The 17,353-nt window shown below is 50.9% G+C and carries 15 protein-coding genes and 1 tRNA gene; 14 read left to right on the top strand and 2 right to left on the bottom strand.

Annotated elements, in window-relative coordinates; all coding sequences use genetic code 11:
• The first annotated feature begins 1 nt into the window (after position 1).
• From ACTQ1S_RS01975 to ACTQ1S_RS01995, 5 genes are all read left to right on the top strand, one after another.
• Positions 2–1,153 carry a glycosyltransferase family 4 protein gene (locus tag ACTQ1S_RS01975; protein WP_441546941.1) on the top strand — a complete coding sequence of 384 codons (1,152 nt, stop codon included), beginning with the start codon at positions 2–4 and terminating at the stop codon, positions 1,151–1,153.
• A gap of 286 nt (positions 1,154–1,439) precedes the next feature.
• Complete coding sequence (locus tag ACTQ1S_RS01980; RefSeq protein ID WP_441535773.1) at positions 1,440–2,135, top strand: glycosyltransferase family 2 protein; 696 nt, start codon at positions 1,440–1,442, stop codon at positions 2,133–2,135.
• Between the two features lie 9 nt (positions 2,136–2,144).
• A complete protein-coding gene (locus ACTQ1S_RS01985) occupies positions 2,145–2,486 on the top strand; it encodes a DUF2304 domain-containing protein (protein WP_441535774.1) in 342 nt (113 codons plus the stop codon).
• Positions 2,487–2,774: 288 nt separating this feature from the next.
• Complete coding sequence (locus ACTQ1S_RS01990; RefSeq protein WP_441535775.1) at positions 2,775–4,316, top strand: DUF2142 domain-containing protein; 1,542 nt, start codon at positions 2,775–2,777, stop codon at positions 4,314–4,316.
• A 641-nt stretch (positions 4,317–4,957) separates the two neighbouring features.
• Positions 4,958–7,342 carry a glycosyltransferase family 2 protein gene (locus ACTQ1S_RS01995; RefSeq protein WP_441546942.1) on the top strand — a complete coding sequence of 795 codons (2,385 nt, stop codon included), beginning with the start codon at positions 4,958–4,960 and terminating at the stop codon, positions 7,340–7,342.
• Between the two features lie 41 nt (positions 7,343–7,383).
• On the opposite strand, the gene ACTQ1S_RS02000 is transcribed toward ACTQ1S_RS01995, so the two are convergent.
• Positions 7,384–8,823 carry a hypothetical protein gene (locus ACTQ1S_RS02000; RefSeq protein ID WP_441535777.1) on the bottom strand — a complete coding sequence of 480 codons (1,440 nt, stop codon included), beginning with the start codon at positions 8,821–8,823 and terminating at the stop codon, positions 7,384–7,386.
• Between the two features lie 99 nt (positions 8,824–8,922).
• Between ACTQ1S_RS02000 and rfbA the strand changes: the two genes are divergently transcribed.
• The 5 genes from rfbA (at position 8,923) to ACTQ1S_RS02025 (ending at position 13,277) form a co-directional block, all read left to right on the top strand.
• Positions 8,923–9,822, top strand: coding sequence for a glucose-1-phosphate thymidylyltransferase RfbA (gene rfbA / locus ACTQ1S_RS02005; protein WP_441546943.1), 900 nt, complete (start codon positions 8,923–8,925; stop codon positions 9,820–9,822).
• 49 nt (positions 9,823–9,871) lie between these two features.
• A complete protein-coding gene (locus ACTQ1S_RS02010; RefSeq protein WP_441546944.1) occupies positions 9,872–10,063 on the top strand; it encodes a hypothetical protein in 192 nt (63 codons plus the stop codon).
• Positions 10,064–10,065: 2 nt separating this feature from the next.
• Complete coding sequence (locus ACTQ1S_RS02015; protein WP_441546945.1) at positions 10,066–10,662, top strand: hypothetical protein; 597 nt, start codon at positions 10,066–10,068, stop codon at positions 10,660–10,662.
• A gap of 17 nt (positions 10,663–10,679) precedes the next feature.
• On the top strand, positions 10,680–11,699 hold the full coding sequence (gene rfbB / locus ACTQ1S_RS02020) for a dTDP-glucose 4,6-dehydratase (protein ID WP_441546946.1): 1,020 nt from the start codon (positions 10,680–10,682) through the stop codon (positions 11,697–11,699).
• Positions 11,700–11,822: 123 nt separating this feature from the next.
• Positions 11,823–13,277: a sugar nucleotide-binding protein gene (locus tag ACTQ1S_RS02025; RefSeq protein WP_441546947.1), complete on the top strand. Its 1,455-nt coding sequence runs from the start codon at positions 11,823–11,825 to the stop codon at positions 13,275–13,277.
• Positions 13,278–13,379: 102 nt separating this feature from the next.
• Here the strand turns inward: ACTQ1S_RS02025 and ACTQ1S_RS02030 are convergent, their stop codons facing one another.
• The gene (locus tag ACTQ1S_RS02030) at positions 13,380–14,351 is read right to left on the bottom strand and encodes a glycosyltransferase family 2 protein (protein ID WP_441546948.1); all 972 of its coding nucleotides are present in this window, start codon (positions 14,349–14,351) and stop codon (positions 13,380–13,382) included.
• A gap of 160 nt (positions 14,352–14,511) precedes the next feature.
• On the opposite strand from ACTQ1S_RS02030, the gene ACTQ1S_RS02035 reads away from it, so the two are divergent.
• The 4 genes from ACTQ1S_RS02035 to ACTQ1S_RS02050 all read left to right on the top strand — a co-directional run bounded on the left by ACTQ1S_RS02035 (position 14,512) and on the right by ACTQ1S_RS02050 (position 17,327).
• The gene (locus ACTQ1S_RS02035; RefSeq protein ID WP_441546949.1) at positions 14,512–15,357 is read left to right on the top strand and encodes an ABC transporter permease; all 846 of its coding nucleotides are present in this window, start codon (positions 14,512–14,514) and stop codon (positions 15,355–15,357) included.
• Positions 15,358–15,368: 11 nt separating this feature from the next.
• Entirely contained in the window at positions 15,369–16,136 is a 768-nt protein-coding gene (locus ACTQ1S_RS02040; RefSeq protein WP_006236046.1) for an ABC transporter ATP-binding protein, read from the top strand.
• 52 nt (positions 16,137–16,188) lie between these two features.
• Positions 16,189–16,265, top strand: a tRNA-Arg gene (locus ACTQ1S_RS02045).
• Between the two features lie 75 nt (positions 16,266–16,340).
• Positions 16,341–17,327: an acyltransferase family protein gene (locus ACTQ1S_RS02050; RefSeq protein ID WP_441546950.1), complete on the top strand. Its 987-nt coding sequence runs from the start codon at positions 16,341–16,343 to the stop codon at positions 17,325–17,327.
• The last annotated feature ends 26 nt before the right edge of the window (positions 17,328–17,353 follow it).

Below are 17,353 nucleotides of genomic sequence, written 5' to 3' on the forward strand. Positions count from 1 at the left end.
GATGGCGTATACGTATGTGATTTTTTCGGCTCAATATCCGCCCCATATGGGCGGGATTGAGAGCTTTACGCGTAATATGGCATTTGCGCTTGCGGGAAAAGGCGCATCGGTAATCGTTGTTACGAATGATACCAATTCAATTGGACCGGGCATCGAAGGCGATTCTCATGTTAGGGTCCTTCGCTTATTTTGTTTTCCATTTGTTGATGGTCGCTTTCCAGTCGCCAAGCATAATAAGAAAAATCGCAATTTATGGAATTGGCTTGAAGCCCAAGATGTTGACGGTGTTTTGATAAATGCGCGGTTTTATCTACATTCAATTATGGGTATGAAATATGCGCGAAGGAAAGGTTTGACGCCCATCGTTCTCGATCACGGGTCGGCTCATCTTTCATTTAGCAGTTCGTTTCTCGACCCTTTCGTGCGTATTTATGAGCATGCTATTACTTTATGGGGAAAAAGATATAAACCGGCATACTATGGTGTATCTGAAAAAAGCGCTGAATGGCTTCGTCATTTTAGGATTACTGCCAAAGGCGTTATCCCTAATGCAATCGATGCTAAGAGATATCGTGATATGGCTTCAGGTCGCGATTTTAGAGATGAGCTTGGATTAAGTGAAGACCAGCTTTTAGTTTCTTATGTCGGTCGGTTTATTCCGGAAAAAGGTATCAAGTCAATCATTGACGCCTCGAAAAGCCAGCGACTTATTGATCTTGGGGTTCATTTCGTCTTGGCGGGTGATGGGCCAATGTCTTCTGCGGTTGAGCTCGCCCAGGGAGGGTCGCTTCACTGGGTGGGACGCCTGTCTGCATCTGATGTCTCCGCGCTTCTTCAGCAGTCCAATTTGCTTTGTCTTCCGACTCGTTCCGAGGGTTTTTCAACAATACTGCTGGAAGCTGCTGCATGCGGATGTCCTGCCGTCGTTACTGACGTTGGGGGAGCGCGGGAGCTTATTCCGAATAGCGAATATGGGACAATTATTGAATCGATGAGTGCTACAACTGTTGAGGCGGCTGTGTATTTGATGGCCTCTCAGCGGTCAGTATTATGCAAACAATCAAAATCAATTCAGGAATTGGTTGAGCTTGGGCATGCATGGGCTAATTCAGCAGAAAAGCTCTGCTCTGCTTTCGCCAAGGCTAAAGACTAGCCGTTTTGCTACCTTTTTGTGTGCCTACGACGTCTCTCGCATCGAGTCGGTTGTGGGATATTGACCTTGCGGCGAGCGGGTCCTCGATGAAGTTCGGCGTGGGCTCTGCTGAGATTCTCGTCAATTGTATTATAGATGCATTTGAAGATCTACATGCTACGCCTCAGCTGTATTGATTCATAGTTCGGTAATCTCTATCTATAAACCTATAGTGTTTAAAGATTATAATATCCAAGCCTATACTTTGAGTGTAACTTCGATTACTAAACTTCTGTTAAGGATTGTTATGAATAATAGCCCTAGCGTTTTGGTTATAATTCCAGCTTATAACGAAGAGGCTAATATACTTCGCACGGTTCAGTCAGTGATGCGATTTGGCTATGACTATCTTGTGGTCAATGACGGGTCTACGGATAAGACTCTCCAGATATGCATAGAGAACCACCTTAATGTGCTTGATTTGCCTCAGAATCTGGGCATTGGTGGTGCAGTTCAGGCTGGTCATAAATATGCTCGACAGTTTAGCTATGATATCGACGTTCAAGTGGATGGCGATGGTCAACACGATCCAAAATACATCGGCACTCTTATTGAAGAGATTCAAGCCGGCTCCGATATTGTTGTCGGGTCTAGATTTTTAATACCGACAGCCGGATTTCAGTCCTCTTTTTTAAGGCGAATTGGCATAACTTGGTTTTCAAATGTAATCAGATTGGTTTCTCGACGGAGAATTACAGACCCGACTTCAGGTTTTAGGGCTTGCAATAAAAAGGCGATTGAGCTTTTTTGCAATAAGTATCCTTCTGACTATCCCGAGCCTGATTCTATTGTCTATGCACTCGCTCAGGGATTAGACGTAACAGAGGTTTCCGTTGTCATGAGGGAACGCCAGGGAGGCACTTCTTCTATTTCTGGTTTATCTAGCGTCTACTACATGATCAAGGTTACTTTAGCTATTTTTATATCCGCTTTCTCAAAATAGGAGTCGATAATGTCTGTATCAATACGGATTACCATAATAGTCGCTTGCTTGCTATTGGCTCTTTATGTCATTCGCCTCGTATTGACCGATAAGCTTCAATTACGCTACTCCCTTTTATGGTTAGCTCTGGCTGTCACTCTTTTGATTTGTAGTTTTTTCCCTATCCCGGTATGTTGGCTTTCTTCCTTTTTTGGCTTTGTTACGTCCTCTAATTTTATTTTCGTCGCTGGTTTTATTTTCGTGATTTTAATCCTGCTGTCCTTGTCTGTGACCGTTAGTAGACAGGCGCTTGCGATTAAAAATCTGACTCAAAAAATAGCTTTGCTTGAAAAAAATAGCAGTTCCAGGTAGTTTTTGTATCTGTGCAGGGGATTAGGGATTGTCTCTATAGAGGCCCGACGTTCTGTCGTGTTGTGGATTTGCTGAACGGTCGGTTCAGAATCAGACTTATTTTTCACCATCTGGGCCCTGCTGCTTAGAGACTAACGAATGTGAGATTGCGGTATGGACGGTCATCTTCGGAGCCGAGATGCCGCAAATTTAACTATTTTTTTTGAATGGCAGTCTCCTGTTTGCTTTTTAAGACCTATTTTAGCCACTTCTATTTCGCAATATAGATTTTGATTTCAAAGGATTCCCATGACAAGTTCTGTAAGATATAAGCCTGCATTCATTGTGTTCGCTTTTTTTTTCGCTGTCTATTCAGTTTTCTGGTACCTGAATAATCCTAGATTACTTGTTCTGCTTACGATTGCGATATCCGTAATTTTAATTCTTACACTCGGCAGCGTATTTGCTCGTGAAAGTGACCGGCTTAAAAGTGATTGGGTATTCCTCGCTCTACTTCTATCATTCTCAATTATTTTTTGCTTTATATTCCCCCCCTTCACTGTTCCGGATGAGGGACATCATTTCTTTTCAACTTATTGGTTGGTCGATAGTCTTCCATTCAATGGCCGAGTAATAGATAGCAACACTTTCTTGGTACGAGATATCGACCTCTCTCTATACAAGGGTCCGTTGACTTCTTCTACGATTAACTCCGCTTCATTCAGCTCGATTCTTCAGAACTTCTCGTTATATGGGAACGGGAAACTGATACCTTTCAGTGAATTTTCCTTTAGCGTTGGTAGTGAGAACGTTATTGCAAAAATCGGTTCAGTCATTGGGTTACAGATTGGGCTGTTCCTCGGGCTTGGTGCTTTTCCTGCGTTTTATATGGGTCGAATTGGCTCTGCTCTATTTTTTTGCTTCTGCGCCTTCTTTGCATATCGGATTGCACCTAGGGGCAAGTCGGTCATAGTGTTTGTATCGTTGCTACCTATGACGCTTCATCTGGCTGCTTCATACTCCTATGATTCGGGAATTATTGCATATTCGCTCATACTATTCGCTTGTTTGATGCGTGGGTTTTTCGGAGAACAGCGATCGGTAGGATATAAAGAAATATTCTTCTATTTGGTCATCTCTGCTTTTTTGGCTCCGTGTAAGGTTATATATTCCGGGCTGGTATTGCTTGGATTGTTCGTGCCCCTTTCGAAATTCCAAGATGAGAGAATCGGACGTTATAGCAAATTATTATTAGTATTTGCTGTCGTAGTTTCCGTCTCTGCGCTTCGCATAGCATCAATGAGCAGATTGGTCTCTCAGCCCTCGGGTGTTACCCGTGGCATGGAGGCCGCGCAATATTACACTCTCGACGATATTATTTTGCATCCGAGAAATAGTTTTCTGGTTTTCTTTAGGACCTTAGATTCATTAGGAGATTTTTATTGGGAAACAACTTTGGGCTATTCCCTTGGATGGTTTCAGGAAAACCTGCGTTTTCCAATCTTCTATATGATTCCGTATTTGTTGTTTGGCTTTATCTGCTGTCTTGATTCTGAAGATGAGCCTTCATTCCTCAGTCCTTCTTGTTCTATTTTATTCGTTATTGCTTTCGCTTTGGCTATGCTTGGATCCATCGCGTCAATGTGGTTAGGCTGGACCTTCAATTTCGAAAATGTTATTCAGGGTGTCCAAGGGCGATATTTTCTTCCTGCCCTACCGGTTTTTTTGTTTGGATTGAGAACTCGATCGTTTAGATTCAACTTATCTTCAATCGTCTGTATTATTCTCGGCATGTGTGTTATGAACTGTCTTTATATCATTCGTTTTATTAGTGTCGCAACCTGTATTTAGGGTTATTGTGCGTAAAATTGTTTAGGTTATTTCGTCTCCGACTAAAGGTTAGGGTTACTTTAGAGTTATCTGTTCCAAAGTTATGTATGGGGCTGCAAAAAATCTGTCGGTCTGCTTGAATGCGGTTATTTCCTGCGATATTTGGAACTCGCCTGGCCTCGCTCCCCCCCCTCGCTCGGAGTTTGGGCGCGCGCATCGGACTAGTCCCGTCGGTGGGATACTACCTCTTGAGCATGCCATAGAAGCCCTCGATTTCGGCGTTATTTCGGGACAGTACTCCTTAGCAGACCTGCTCGTGACCTGGCCGTTTTTCTCGCATATCGATATCCAACCCGGTATCGTTAGTACACGCCGCATTTCGAGTGGATTATAGGACGTTCGCCGGGCGCCAGCCGAGATAATTTTGTCAATATTCGCTTTAGCGAGTATGAGTTTAACCATATAACAGTTGAGACTTCCAATGACAGTCTTTTAGATTTCGGCATTTCAAGGCTCATAGCACGACCCCCGATATCTATGCAAGCGATAATTATGCTTCGGCCTTGCTGTTTGGAGCTGGTAAAAGAAGTCGACGGCTACTATGTTTATAATGTAATCTCGCTTTGATGCGATTTTCTAAGTGATTTTGATAGGAGACAGAGTTGAAAATAAGGCTCAAATCAGTTTGTCGTGGGCTGGGAACCGTTTACCTCTGTCTTTCTAAGCCCTCTATCCTCGATCAATATGGAGGGTCCTTTGACGTTTCTGTTGATTGCGGGTCAAATGAGTGCCTTCCGTCTGCTTTATATGACCTAACCTTTAAAGGTACTGAGCTGATGGTTGTCGGTTTTCCTCTTATGGATAAAGGTGTCGTTTCCGTTGATATAGCTTTGTGCATGAACGATAAATCGGAGATGGTATTTCAGAAAAAATTTAGTTGGACCGCTATAAAATGGCTATCGCGTCTGAGCTATAAGTTTAATGCTGACCTTGCCTTTGCATGTAGGGACATCGACCGTCAGACATATTCTCGCCAGATTCATGTTAGGCCTACCCTGTTGGTTAGTTCTTCTGACGGCTCGGCTTGGATTTCTAAAGGCATTATCTGCTCTCCCGCTGGTTGTGCTTTATCGGTTAAGGTTATATCGGGCTTAGGGCAACAAGCAGATAATGTGTCCATTATTAGCGGCAGATCCATTAATAAGTTTGTAGGGGGTCTTAAACGCGTCGAAACGGATTTTACCTTACGTATTCCTAGGGATGGTAAGACTTATTGCCTGGTTGTTGATGGTGGTGAGCGGACGCGAATTGGTTTTCTTTGTTTTGACTCCGCTTCCGTAGAGTTTTATTCAGGTGTATGTTCTCCGCACTTTTATAGGGCATCCTCACCGGGCCGGTATTCTGAACTGCGTGCAAAGCGGCAAGACTATTTGGCTATGCTGGATTCGTGTGATTTTGACATAAGCTGCTCGCTGAAATTCAGTATCGTTGTGCCGCTGTACAGGACTCCCCTTAAGTTTCTTCATGAGATGGTTGACTCCGTTGTCAATCAGATCTATCAAAATTGGGAACTTATTTTGGTCAACTCTACACCTGAGTGCGTTGAGTTGTGCGCAGCTTTGGATCAATTGGCGGATGAACGCATTAGGGTAATCACGCTTGATTCGAATAAGGGTATTTCGGGGAACACTAACTATGGTATTACCGAAGCAAAGGGCGACTTTGTCGTGTTTTTCGATCACGACGATACACTCGATCCATTTGCTCTTTATAGATACGCAGAGCGAATTCAGGACTGTCCTGATACTGATGCACTGTATTGCGATGAGGACTTCTTAAATGAGGCCGGTGAGTATGTGGCCCCTCATTTCAAGTCTGATTTCAATCTAGATCTGCTTCGCGTTCATAACTACATAACTCATCTGCTTTGCGTTCGTGCCTCGTTCGCTAAAGAACTGATGCTACGGAAAGAGTTCGATGGAGCTCAAGACTATGATTTTCTGTTGCGTTTAGTAGAGAGAACTCAGAATATCTATCATGTCCCTGAGGTTCTCTATCATTGGAGAATTAGCGATACGTCAACTGCGAAGAGTGCGGGAAATAAGAACTATGCCGACGATGCTGGCAGAAGGGCGCTGCAAGAGCATTTGGATCGCTGCGGTCTGAACGGAACTGCGGAGTTAACTGATTCTGCCTGTTTCTATCACATTGCCTACGCTCTTAATGAAGAGCCCTTGGCCAGTATCGTTATCCCCAATAAAGATAGTGTTGAGGTCTTACGCCGCTGCATTGACTCTATTGAGGAAAAAACTGATTACCGCAACTTCGAGATTCTGGTTGTTGAAAATAACAGTACAGAGGACGCGACATTTGAGTATTACCGTACCGTTTCCGAGCAATATGAGAACGTTCGCATTGCAACATGGGATGGTCCGTTTAATTACTCCGCTATCAATAATTATGGCGTTGGACTGACATACGGCAAATACCTGCTGTTCTTGAATAATGACACCGAGGTTATTGAGAGCGGCTGGCTTTCTTCAATGCTGTCTTTCTGTCAGCGTGATGATGTTGGAGCGGTCGGTGCAAAGCTGCTGTATCCAGATGATACGGTGCAGCATGCAGGCGTAATGATGATATGTTGTAGAAATGAAGGCGAAATGGGCGGCCCCATTCACGTATTCAACAATCTTGACCGGGATGATCCGGGCTATATGCGCCGTGCTGTTATTTCACAAGACTTAAGCGCCGTTACCGCTGCGTGCATGATGACAAAGCGCTCCGTATTTGAAGAGCTTAATGGGTTTAACGAAGACTTCGAAGTCGCGTTTAATGACGTTGATTTCTGCCTGAGGGTTCGTTCACTCAATAAATTAGTTGTTTTCGACGCAGATGCGCTTCTGTATCATTATGAATCTTTTAGTCGCGGCTATGAGACCGGTGAGAAGAAAGTTCGATTTATGCGCGAACAGGGTAAATTGCGCACTGCTTGGGCGGAGTACTATGTCAATGGCGACCCGTATCACGGTCCGATGAGTACTTTGTAGATTAAAGTAAAGGCCTGGCGACATAATACGTCGCCAGGCCTTTACTTGTGAAACAGTTTTCCAAATATACTAGTCTGCTTTTTGTTTATTTGATTGCAGATACATATAACATCCGAGAGGTCCAGTTTATTTGCGATGAAGTGGATACTTTTTGCCCCTGATAACTGATATTGGGGGTCGAATGTCAGAAATGTCTCTTGTGTTGCATTCGAAAAAAAACAGTTATTTGAAGTGGGCTTGTAATTACTAAGAGTGCACTTGCACGGCTTATTATCGGGATCGAATCTAATGATAATAAGCCCGCTTCCTATTTGCTCGGGGAGCTCTATTTCGACTTCAGTTGAGTACCTATATTTAAACCGATAGCTATTGCACTGCTGGGCTTGTGGGTTGGATTCAGATTCTTTGTCATAAAAGAGCTCGCCTTGGCCAATGCAAGCGTTTTCATAGCTTGTTGAATAATTTATCGCCTTAAGTCTGTAGAGTTCTTTTGCTTCATCAGAAATAGGATTCTGCGCGAAAGGCTTTTTGTTTTTATTGGCATTAATAAAGCTCATGACTTGTTCGAATAGATTTTCTAGCTGGAATCTGTTTATGCATAAATCCTTTATTTGGCTTTGCATCCTTTGGGCTTCTGCATAGCTATTGACTAAATCACTATAGAGTTGTTGCGCCGAGCTCTTTCGTTTCTCTGGTCGTCCAGAAAAATTGAAAAGGGCATTATGTTCGATGTTATCAGGAGTGATATAGCCAGGTCCCCCGAAGTGGTCATAGCAATAGAAGGGAATTCCCATGGACATACATTCCTGTGCGGTTCTTCCGATGGAAACTACAGCATCATATTGAGAAAGTAATTCCGGCGTCACTTTGACACTTTGAGATTGATAGCCAAAGACATCGGCCCTTATTCCGTCTTTTTTTAATAAATCAAATGCTTCGAGGCATTCTGGGGCGGGATGATTAGATATGCAGCAGATGCTTTTCAGTCCATTATTTCCCTGGTAATGATAATCGTAAAAAGATTTCGTGCAGTAGTTTGGAAAGACGTGGACGGGGGGGAGCTGAATATTATGCGCCTGAGCACTGTTTTCTATATGACCTTTAACTTCATGGCTGACGGCGATGATTCCGTCTGACAGATTTGTGAAAAAGGGCAAGCCTTCATGTTCATCTGAGAGCCCGAGTACTGAAATAAAAATGGATGAGAACGTAATTCTTTGAAGTGAATATATGTATTCACTTACTACTCGGTGTTGTGCAATAAATAAATCATACTGATTCTCGAGTCTGGTCTCGTCTCCTAGGGTCAATACTTCGATGCCTTCTTCTTCAAATTCTTTAAGTAAAGGGTAAGCGGCGCATAAGCAAAAGCAGGTGACAACGTAGCCTCTATTTTGCAGTTGTTTGGCGAACTCAAGAGTGTGAAGCTCTGAGCCAGTACGGGAGTTGATGTTCAGGTTGGTAAGCAGAGCCGTTGGCATGTGTTGTTCCTCTTCCGAAAGGAATAATGACAGTCAAATTAATATAGAATTACTTTAGCCTTCTCAACTTTTGTTTTTTCCTTAGAAGGAGATTTTGATATGAAAGGCATTATCCTCGCCGGCGGGTCCGGCACCCGCCTGTACCCGCTCACGCTCGTGACCTCCAAGCAGCTGCTGCCGGTCTACGACAAGCCCATGATCTACTACCCGCTTAGCACCCTCATGCTGGCGGGAATCCGGGACATCCTTGTCATCTCCACGCCGACGGACCTCCCCAACTTCGAGCGCCTGCTCGGCGACGGCTCGCGCTACGGCGTCAACCTCTCCTACGCCGAGCAGCCGAGCCCCGACGGCCTGGCCCAGGCCTTCACGATCGGCGAGGACTTCATCGCCGGCGAGCCGTGCGCCCTGGTGCTCGGCGACAACATCTTCTACGGCAACGGCCTGTCGCGCCACCTGACGCGCGCCGTCCAGAACGCCGAGTCGGGCCGGGCCACGGTCTTCGGCTACCACGTGGACGACCCCGAGCGCTTCGGCGTCGTCGAGTTCGATGCACAGGGGAGGGCCGTCTCCATCGAGGAGAAGCCCGCCGAGCCCAAGAGCTCCTACGCCGTCACCGGTCTGTACTTCTACCCGGGCGACGTCGCCGCCAAGGCCCACAAGGTTCAGCCTTCCGCCCGCGGGGAGCTGGAGATCACCACGCTCAACCAGATGTACCTGGAGGAGGGGACGCTCTCCGTCGTCACCCTCGGCCGCGGATACGCGTGGCTGGACACCGGCACCATGGAGAGCCTGCACGAGGCGGCGGAGTTCGTCCGCGCCGTCGAGCACTCCCAGGACCTGCCCGTGTCCGTGCCCGAGGAGATCGCCTGGGAGAACGGCTGGATCACGACCGAGGGGCTCAAGGGGGCCGCGGAGGCCTACGGCAAGTCGGTCTACGGCCGGCACCTCAAGAAGGTCGCCGCCGGCGAGATCGTCAACAGCCCGCGCGAGTACTAGGGTATATTGGGTAGAATCTGCCTAAACGTTATGGAGAAGGGAGTTATCAATGGCTACATCTAGTATTAAAGCGCCTATTCGGGTTACCTCTGTTGAGGGCGCCAGGGCCTTATGCGAAGCATATGAAAAAGGATTAGCAATGGATGCCTCGATTAAATCCCCGAAGCGTTTAGCCAATGGGCGCGTATCAGTTGAGAAGCAAAAAGCAATCGATAAATTGTTCGCCAAAATGGGAATTTAGACATGGCTCTGGTCGCATACTCATTATTTGATCTTTGCGAAGTTCAATCGGAGGAGAAGATCGAATTGGTCCTCTCCTCCTTTTCGTGCAAGCGGAATTCTGACATTGAGCTTTTCGTGCGTTGTAAGGCTCTTGAATTTAACAAGCGCGGGGCTGCATCTTCATATTTGGTATTTGATGTCGACAGCGCCTCGTTTGTTGGTTTTTATGCACTTGCGCTAAAAGTTGCAAGTATTCCCGCGGTCAATGTGAGTCGGTCGTTCCGAAAGAAATTCGAATATTTCGGTGAGTACGACCCGGCTTCTGATTCTATTGAGCTCCCTGTTGTGCTGCTTGCCCAATTTGGCAAAAATGACCGTTATGCCGATCTCGTGAGTGGCGAGCAGTTAATGTCTCTTGCAGAGGATTCTGTGCGCGAGGTTCATCGTCTTGCCGGCGGTAGATTTGTCGTTCTTGACGCTGTTGATGCTCGAAGCCTGTTGACCTTTTATACTAATCTGGGCTTTAAGAAGTACGGTAACCGCGAGAATTGCGAGGACGTTTCTTCTGACAGTGCCTCATTTGTTCAGATGTTTAAGTACGTTCATCCAAACGGGTAGATTTAATTTGGAGCATTATGTCTGAGATTTTTGAACCCAAGAATATCATCGTCACAGGCGGCTGCGGCTTCATCGGCAGCAACTTCGTGCACTACGTGGTCAACAACCACCCCGGGGTGCACGTCACCGTCCTGGACAAGCTGACCTACGCCGGCAACCCCGAGAACATCGCAGAGCTGCCCTCCGACCGCGTGGAGCTCGTCGTGGGCGACATCTGCGACGCGGAGCTACTGGACAGGCTGGTGCCGGGCCACGACGCCATCGTGCACTACGCCGCCGAGAGCCACAACGACAACTCCATCGCCGACCCGGAGCCCTTCCTGCGCACCAACGTCGAGGGCACCTTCCGCCTGCTGGAGGCCGTTAGGAAATACGGCGTCCGCTACCACCACGTCTCCACCGACGAGGTCTACGGCGACCTGGCGCTCGACGACCCGGCGAAGTTCACCGAGGAGACGCCGTATCACCCGTCCTCGCCGTACTCGAGCACCAAGGCGTCCTCCGACATGCTCGTGCGCGCCTGGACCCGCACCTACGGCCTGCGCACGACCATCTCCAACTGCTCCAACAACTACGGTCCCTACCAGCACGTGGAGAAGTTCATCCCCAGGCAGATCACGAACATCATCGACGGCGTGCGCCCCAAGCTCTACGGGAAGGGCGAGAACGTCCGCGACTGGATTCACACCGAGGACCACTCCTCGGCCGTCTGGGACATCCTCACCAAGGGCCGCATGGGGGAGACCTACCTCATCGGCGCCGACGGGGAGAAGAACAACATCACCGTCCTGCGCATGATCCTGGAGGCGATGGGAAAGGACCCCGAGGACTTCGACTGGGTCGCCGACCGCCCCGGTCACGACCGCCGCTACGCCATCGACTCCACCAAGCTCCAGCGCGAGCTCGGCTGGAGGCCGGCCCACACCGACTTCGCCGAGGGCCTCAAGGCCACCATCGACTGGTACGTCGAGAACGAGTCCTGGTGGCGCCCGGCCAAGGAGGCCACCGAGGCCCGCTACAGGGCGCAGGGCCAATAGGCTGAACCCCGGCGGACCGCACCGCGGGGCGCCCGCGCGGGGCCGCAGGGCATGGGGATGATCCTGCGTCCCCGCGCGGGCGCCCCCCGGTTACCCAACCTCTTCGATAGGAGCTTTTCCCACATGGCAGACATCGCATTCGAGAAGGACCTCTCCGTCACCGAGACGGGCATCGGGGGCCTCAAGGTCGTCGACCTCGCCGTCCACGGCGACTCGCGCGGCTGGTTCAAGGAGAACTGGCAGCGCGCCAAGATGACCGCCCTGGGCATCCCCGACATCCGCGTCGTCCAGAACAACGTCTCCTACAACGACAGCCGCGGCGTCACCCGCGGCATCCACGCCGAGCCCTGGGACAAGTTCATCTCCGTCGCCCGCGGCTCGGTCTTCGGCGCCTGGGTGGACCTGCGCGAGGGCAGCGCCACCTACGGCAAGGTGTTCACCTGCACCCTGGACCCGAGCAGGGCCATCTACGTCCCGCGCGGCGTGGGCAACTCCTTCCAGGCGCTGGAGGACGGCACCGCCTACACCTACCTGGTGGACGCCCACTGGTCCCTTGAATTGAAGAAGACCTACACGTTCGTGAACCTCGCCGACCCCGAGCTCGCCATCGAGTGGCCGATCCCGCTGGACCAGGCCACCGTATCCGAGGCGGACCTCAACCACCCGTACCTTAAGGACGTCGTCCCCATGGCGCCGAAGCGCACCCTCGTCACCGGCTGCAACGGCCAGCTGGGCCGTGCGGTCCGCGCGCTGGCCGAGGAGCGCGGCGTCGCCAAGGACTTCGACTTCTGCGACATCGACACCTTCGACATGTCCGACTCGGACGCCTATTCACAATACGACTGGTCGCTCTACGGCACCGTGATCAACTGCGGCGCCTACACGGCGGTCGACAGGGCCGAGACCCCCGAGGGCCGCGTGACCGCCTGGAAGGCCAACGCGACGGGGCCGGCGCTGCTCGCCCGCACCTGCGCCGAGCACGGGATCACCCTGGTCCACGTGTCCTCCGACTACGTCTTCGACGGTATGGCCGGGGTCCACACCGAGGACGAGCCGTTCAGCCCGCTGTCCGTCTACGGCCAGACCAAGGCCGCCGGCGACATCGCCGTGGCCGGGTGCCCGCGCCACTACATCATGCGCTCCAGCTGGGTCATCGGCGAGGGCCACAACTTCGTGAAGACGATGAAGGGCCTCTCCGACCGCGTCGCCGACCCCGAGGACAAGCTCACGCAGGTCACCGTCGTGGACGACCAGCTGGGACGCCTGACCTTCACGCGCGACATGGCCGAGGCCATCTTCCACGTGCTGGGCTCGCACGCCCCCTATGGCACCTATAACTGCACCGGCTCCGGCGCCGTCAAGTCCTGGGCCGACATCGCCCGCGCCGTCTTCGAGGCCGCCAACGGCAACGGGGACAGGGTCGTGCCGGTTTCGACCGACGACTACTACGCCGGCGCCGAGGGCCCCGTCGCACCGCGCCCGGTCCACTCCGCGCTCGACCTTTCCAAGCTCGAGTCGGTTGGCTTCCACATGCCCGACTGGGAGGAGGAGCTGGGGGAGTGCCTCAAGACGCTCTAGTCTCTATTTAATTTGCGAGAGCAAAAGCCGCCGCTTGTTAACGGCGGCTTTTCTTGTTGGTGGCTATCTGCACAGTGGTGCCAATAGTATTCTGCGGAAGATCTACCTCTCGCTTGGCGTGGTCGCGGACCTGCCGGGCTGGTCGTCGTAGGCGTACTTGCTGTACACGTTGACCTCCCACTGCTTTTTTTCGACCTTTGCTACAGAATCCAGGATGAATCCGGTCGCAAGACTCAGGCCGCACAGGAACATAAACGAGGCGGCGAGTATGGCGGTGGGGAAGCGCGGGACCAGGCCGGTCTGAAAGTACTCAACAAAGATAGGAATGCCCAAAGCCAGGCCGATAATCGCGAATAGAAGCGCGACGAGGCTGAAGAACTTCAGCGGGCGGTAGTCCTTGAACAGCGTACCGATCATCGCGACGACTTTAATGCCATCGCTGACGGTGTTGAGCTTGGATTCGGAGCCTTCTGGACGGTCGCGGTACTCAATGGGCACATCTTTGATGCGCCAGCGGTGGTCGACAGCGTGGATCGAGAGCTCAGTTTCGATTTGGAAGCCCTCGGAAAGCACGGGGAACGTTTTAACAAGGGGACGGCTCATTGCGCGATAGCCCGTCATGACGTCATCGAAGCTGTAGCCATAGATCCACTTGATCATGGCGCGAACTAGGTTGTTGCCAAAACCATGGAAGGCGCGCTTGTTTTCCTCGGCATAGGTGCCGTTGGAAAGGCGGTCGCCTACGGTCATGTCTGCCGTGCCGTTAAGGATGGGCTCGCAGAGGGCCTTAGCCGCCTCGGCGGGGTAGGTGTCGTCCCCGTCGACCATCAGGTAACAATCGGCATCGATATCGCGAAACATCTGACGGCAGACGTTGCCTTTTCCCTGACGGGGCTCAAAGCGGACCGTGGCGCCGTGCTCGGTGGCGATGCGTGAGGTATCGTCCGACGAGTTGTTGTCATAAACATAGACCGTCGCCTGCGGAAGCTCGCGGTGAAAGTCGTCGATGACCTTACCGATCGTGAGCGCTTCGTTGTAGCAAGGGATGATGACGGCGATGGATTCAGAATTCACTCAATACTCCTTATACATTCAATCCCAGAAAGTATAGCCCTTTGCGTCTGACATCCTTAGATGTGGGTTAGTTCTCCAGTTTTGCTGCGCGAATCTTTTGCATGGCCGTCGGGTCTATACTGTTCATTTATCAACGATTACGAGTAAGGGAGTTGCGTCCGTGTCGGATCAGACAAAGCAACAAGAAACTCGCAGTCTGCCTGCGACGTTTGCTAAGAACGAATTTGAGAAGGATGCGTTTATCCTTCGTCAGCTGGTTACCAAGGATTTTAAGATCAAGTATCGCCGTAGCGTTCTGGGCGTCGCATGGTCGGTGCTCAACCCACTGCTGATGATGATCGTCATGGCCATCGTGTTCTCGACGATTTTTGCCCAGGGCCGCAATGGTTCGATTACGCCCGAGATGTACCCGCTGTATTTGATTGTGGGTAACGTTACCTTTGCCGTGATGTCCGAGTCCACGAACCAGGCACTGACGTCCATCGTAGGTGCGGCTCCGCTGCTCAAGAAGGTTAAAGTGCACCGCTGGGTCTTCCCGGTGCAGAAGGTGCTTTTCTCGCTGGTGAACTTTGCCTTCTCCCTGGTCGCCGTCGCGATTGTCATGTTGTGGTTCCACGCTATGCCTTCTTGGCACCTCATTCTGCTGCCCGTCTGCCTGCTGCTGCTTATGTGCTTCTGCATGGGTCTGGGCATGATGCTCTCTGCCCTTACGGTCTTTTTCCGCGATGTCATGCATCTGTGGAGTGTTGTCATCACGGCTTGGACCTATATCACGCCTATCTTCTGGACTACCGACTTTATCGTTCAGATGCCTCATCTTGTTCGTATTTTGGTTTACGCGAACCCCATGTACAACTATCTGCAGTTTATGCGTGATATCTTCCTGTTCCAGACTACGCCCTCGCTTATGACGTTTGGTATGTGCGTCGCTTGGGCTGCCCTTGCGCTTGTTATTGGCTACACCGTGTTCCATAAGTCCGAGCGCAAATTTATCCTCTACATCTAAGGAGTGCTGTGATGACTGAATCTGTTGTTGATTACAGCGAGCAGCCTCTGGCTGTCGAGGTCGACGACGTCACCATGATCTTTAACATGGCGTCCGAGTCGCTGACCAACCTCAAGGAGTACTTTATCAAGCTTGCAAAGCACGAGCTGTTCTTTGAGGAGTTTCGGGCACTTAAGCACATTTCGTTCGATATTCATCGTGGCGAGGTTGTGGGTCTGGTCGGCACCAACGGCTCCGGCAAATCCACGATGCTCAAGATTATCGCCGGCGTGCTCGAGCCCAGTGAGGGCAGCGTTAAGGTGCACGGTAACATCGCGCCGTTGATTGAGCTTGGTGCCGGCTTTGACCCCGAGCTGACAGCCCGTGAGAACATCTATCTGAACGGCGCTCTGCTCGGATATACCAAGGAGTTCATCGATGCCAACTTTGACGGCATTATTGAGTTCGCTGAGCTGCAGAACTTTGTCGATATGCCGCTTAAGAACTTCTCCTCGGGCATGGTGGCGCGCATCGCCTTTGCAATCGCGACGATCACCGAGCCCGATATCCTGATCGTTGACGAGACGCTGTCCGTCGGTGATGTCTTCTTCCAGCAGAAGTGCGAGGCGCGCATCCAACACTTTATCCAGAGCGGTGACGTGACGGTTCTATTCGTTTCGCATTCCATGGAGCAGGTTGAGCGTATTTGCCAGCGTGCCGTTTGGATTGAGAAGGGTGACCTTCGCATGGACGGCCCGGTTGATGAGGTCTGCAAGGCGTATCGCGAGCAGTTCAACTAGGTTATAATTACAGCCGCTTGGCTGATTTATTTGGTTGAGCGTGCGGTTATTTGCTCCATTAGCTCAGTTGGATAGAGCAGGGGACTTCTAATCCCAAGGTCGACGGTTCGAATCCGCCATGGAGCACCATCGTTTATTGAGCCCGGGCCGCTTGGTGGTCTGGGCTTTTTTCGTCTTGTGTGCTGCGGTTTTGAAGGGTTCGCTATGGGAAGCAAAAGGCTCGACTGGATCGATATTGCAAAGGGGATTGCAATTATTCTGGTCATTGTGGGGCACACCGTCCCAAATCCCTCTCCCTTGAGGCACGCGATCTTCTCGTTTCACATGCCGGTGTTCTTTATTCTTGCCGGGTATACGTTTAGGCCGAAGCCGTGGCGTGAGCTGCTGAGTGGTTCGGTGTCGCGCCTGCTGGTGCCGTATGTGGTTCTTGCACTGGCGTGGCAGGTGCCGACGTTCTTGATGAGCGGCGCTCCGTTGACGGGAGGTACACTTGCAGGCGGGTTCGAGACGCTTGTGTTTGCCTCGGGCGTTGATGTGCCCGGGCTTGGCGTTGCTGCCGTTGGCATGGCATGGTTTCTAGCGGCGCTGTTTACGTCGCGCCTGCTGTTTAATGCGCTCGTGCGATTGTTTGACCGCCGCGGGATTGGGGTTGTTTGGCAGGGCGTTGTCTGTGCCGCGATTGCCTTTTGCGGTTTGAGCGTCTCTCGCTATTTTGGTGTTTACCTGCCACTCGATTTGGATCTGAGCTGCTACATTGTCTTGCTGATGTGGGTTGGGTATACGGCGCGCCAGAGGGGGCTGGAGCCGAGCGTGTGCAAGCCTCTGCTGTTTATTGGAGCCGGTGTCGCTTGGCTTATCCTTGCCGCGCTGAGTGGGCTTGAGCTTTCGAGTCGCCGCGTGGATGGGTTTTTGGTTGCGACAGTTGCCGCTCTTGCCGGCAGCTACTGCGTGTGCTGGGTTTCGATGGCGTTGGAGAAGCTGAAAGACGTGCCGTTTTTGGGGTCCTTTGAGCTAGGACTCGTGTTTTGCGGGCAGGCCAGCCTTGCCATCTTCGCAATCCATGCGGTTGATTGGTTTATCCCTTGGCAGACCATGCCTCTGCTTATGTCACTGTCGGCATCGTGGCTCTTCGCATCAATCGTGCGCTGCGCCTGCGATATTGGATTGGCTTATGTGATCAAGAAGGCGTAACGACAGTGGGGAGAACCAACTTGGTC

The sequence above is a fragment of the Collinsella sp. LCP21S3_D3 genome, from assembly GCF_052118305.1.
Classification (GTDB): domain Bacteria; phylum Actinomycetota; class Coriobacteriia; order Coriobacteriales; family Coriobacteriaceae; genus Collinsella.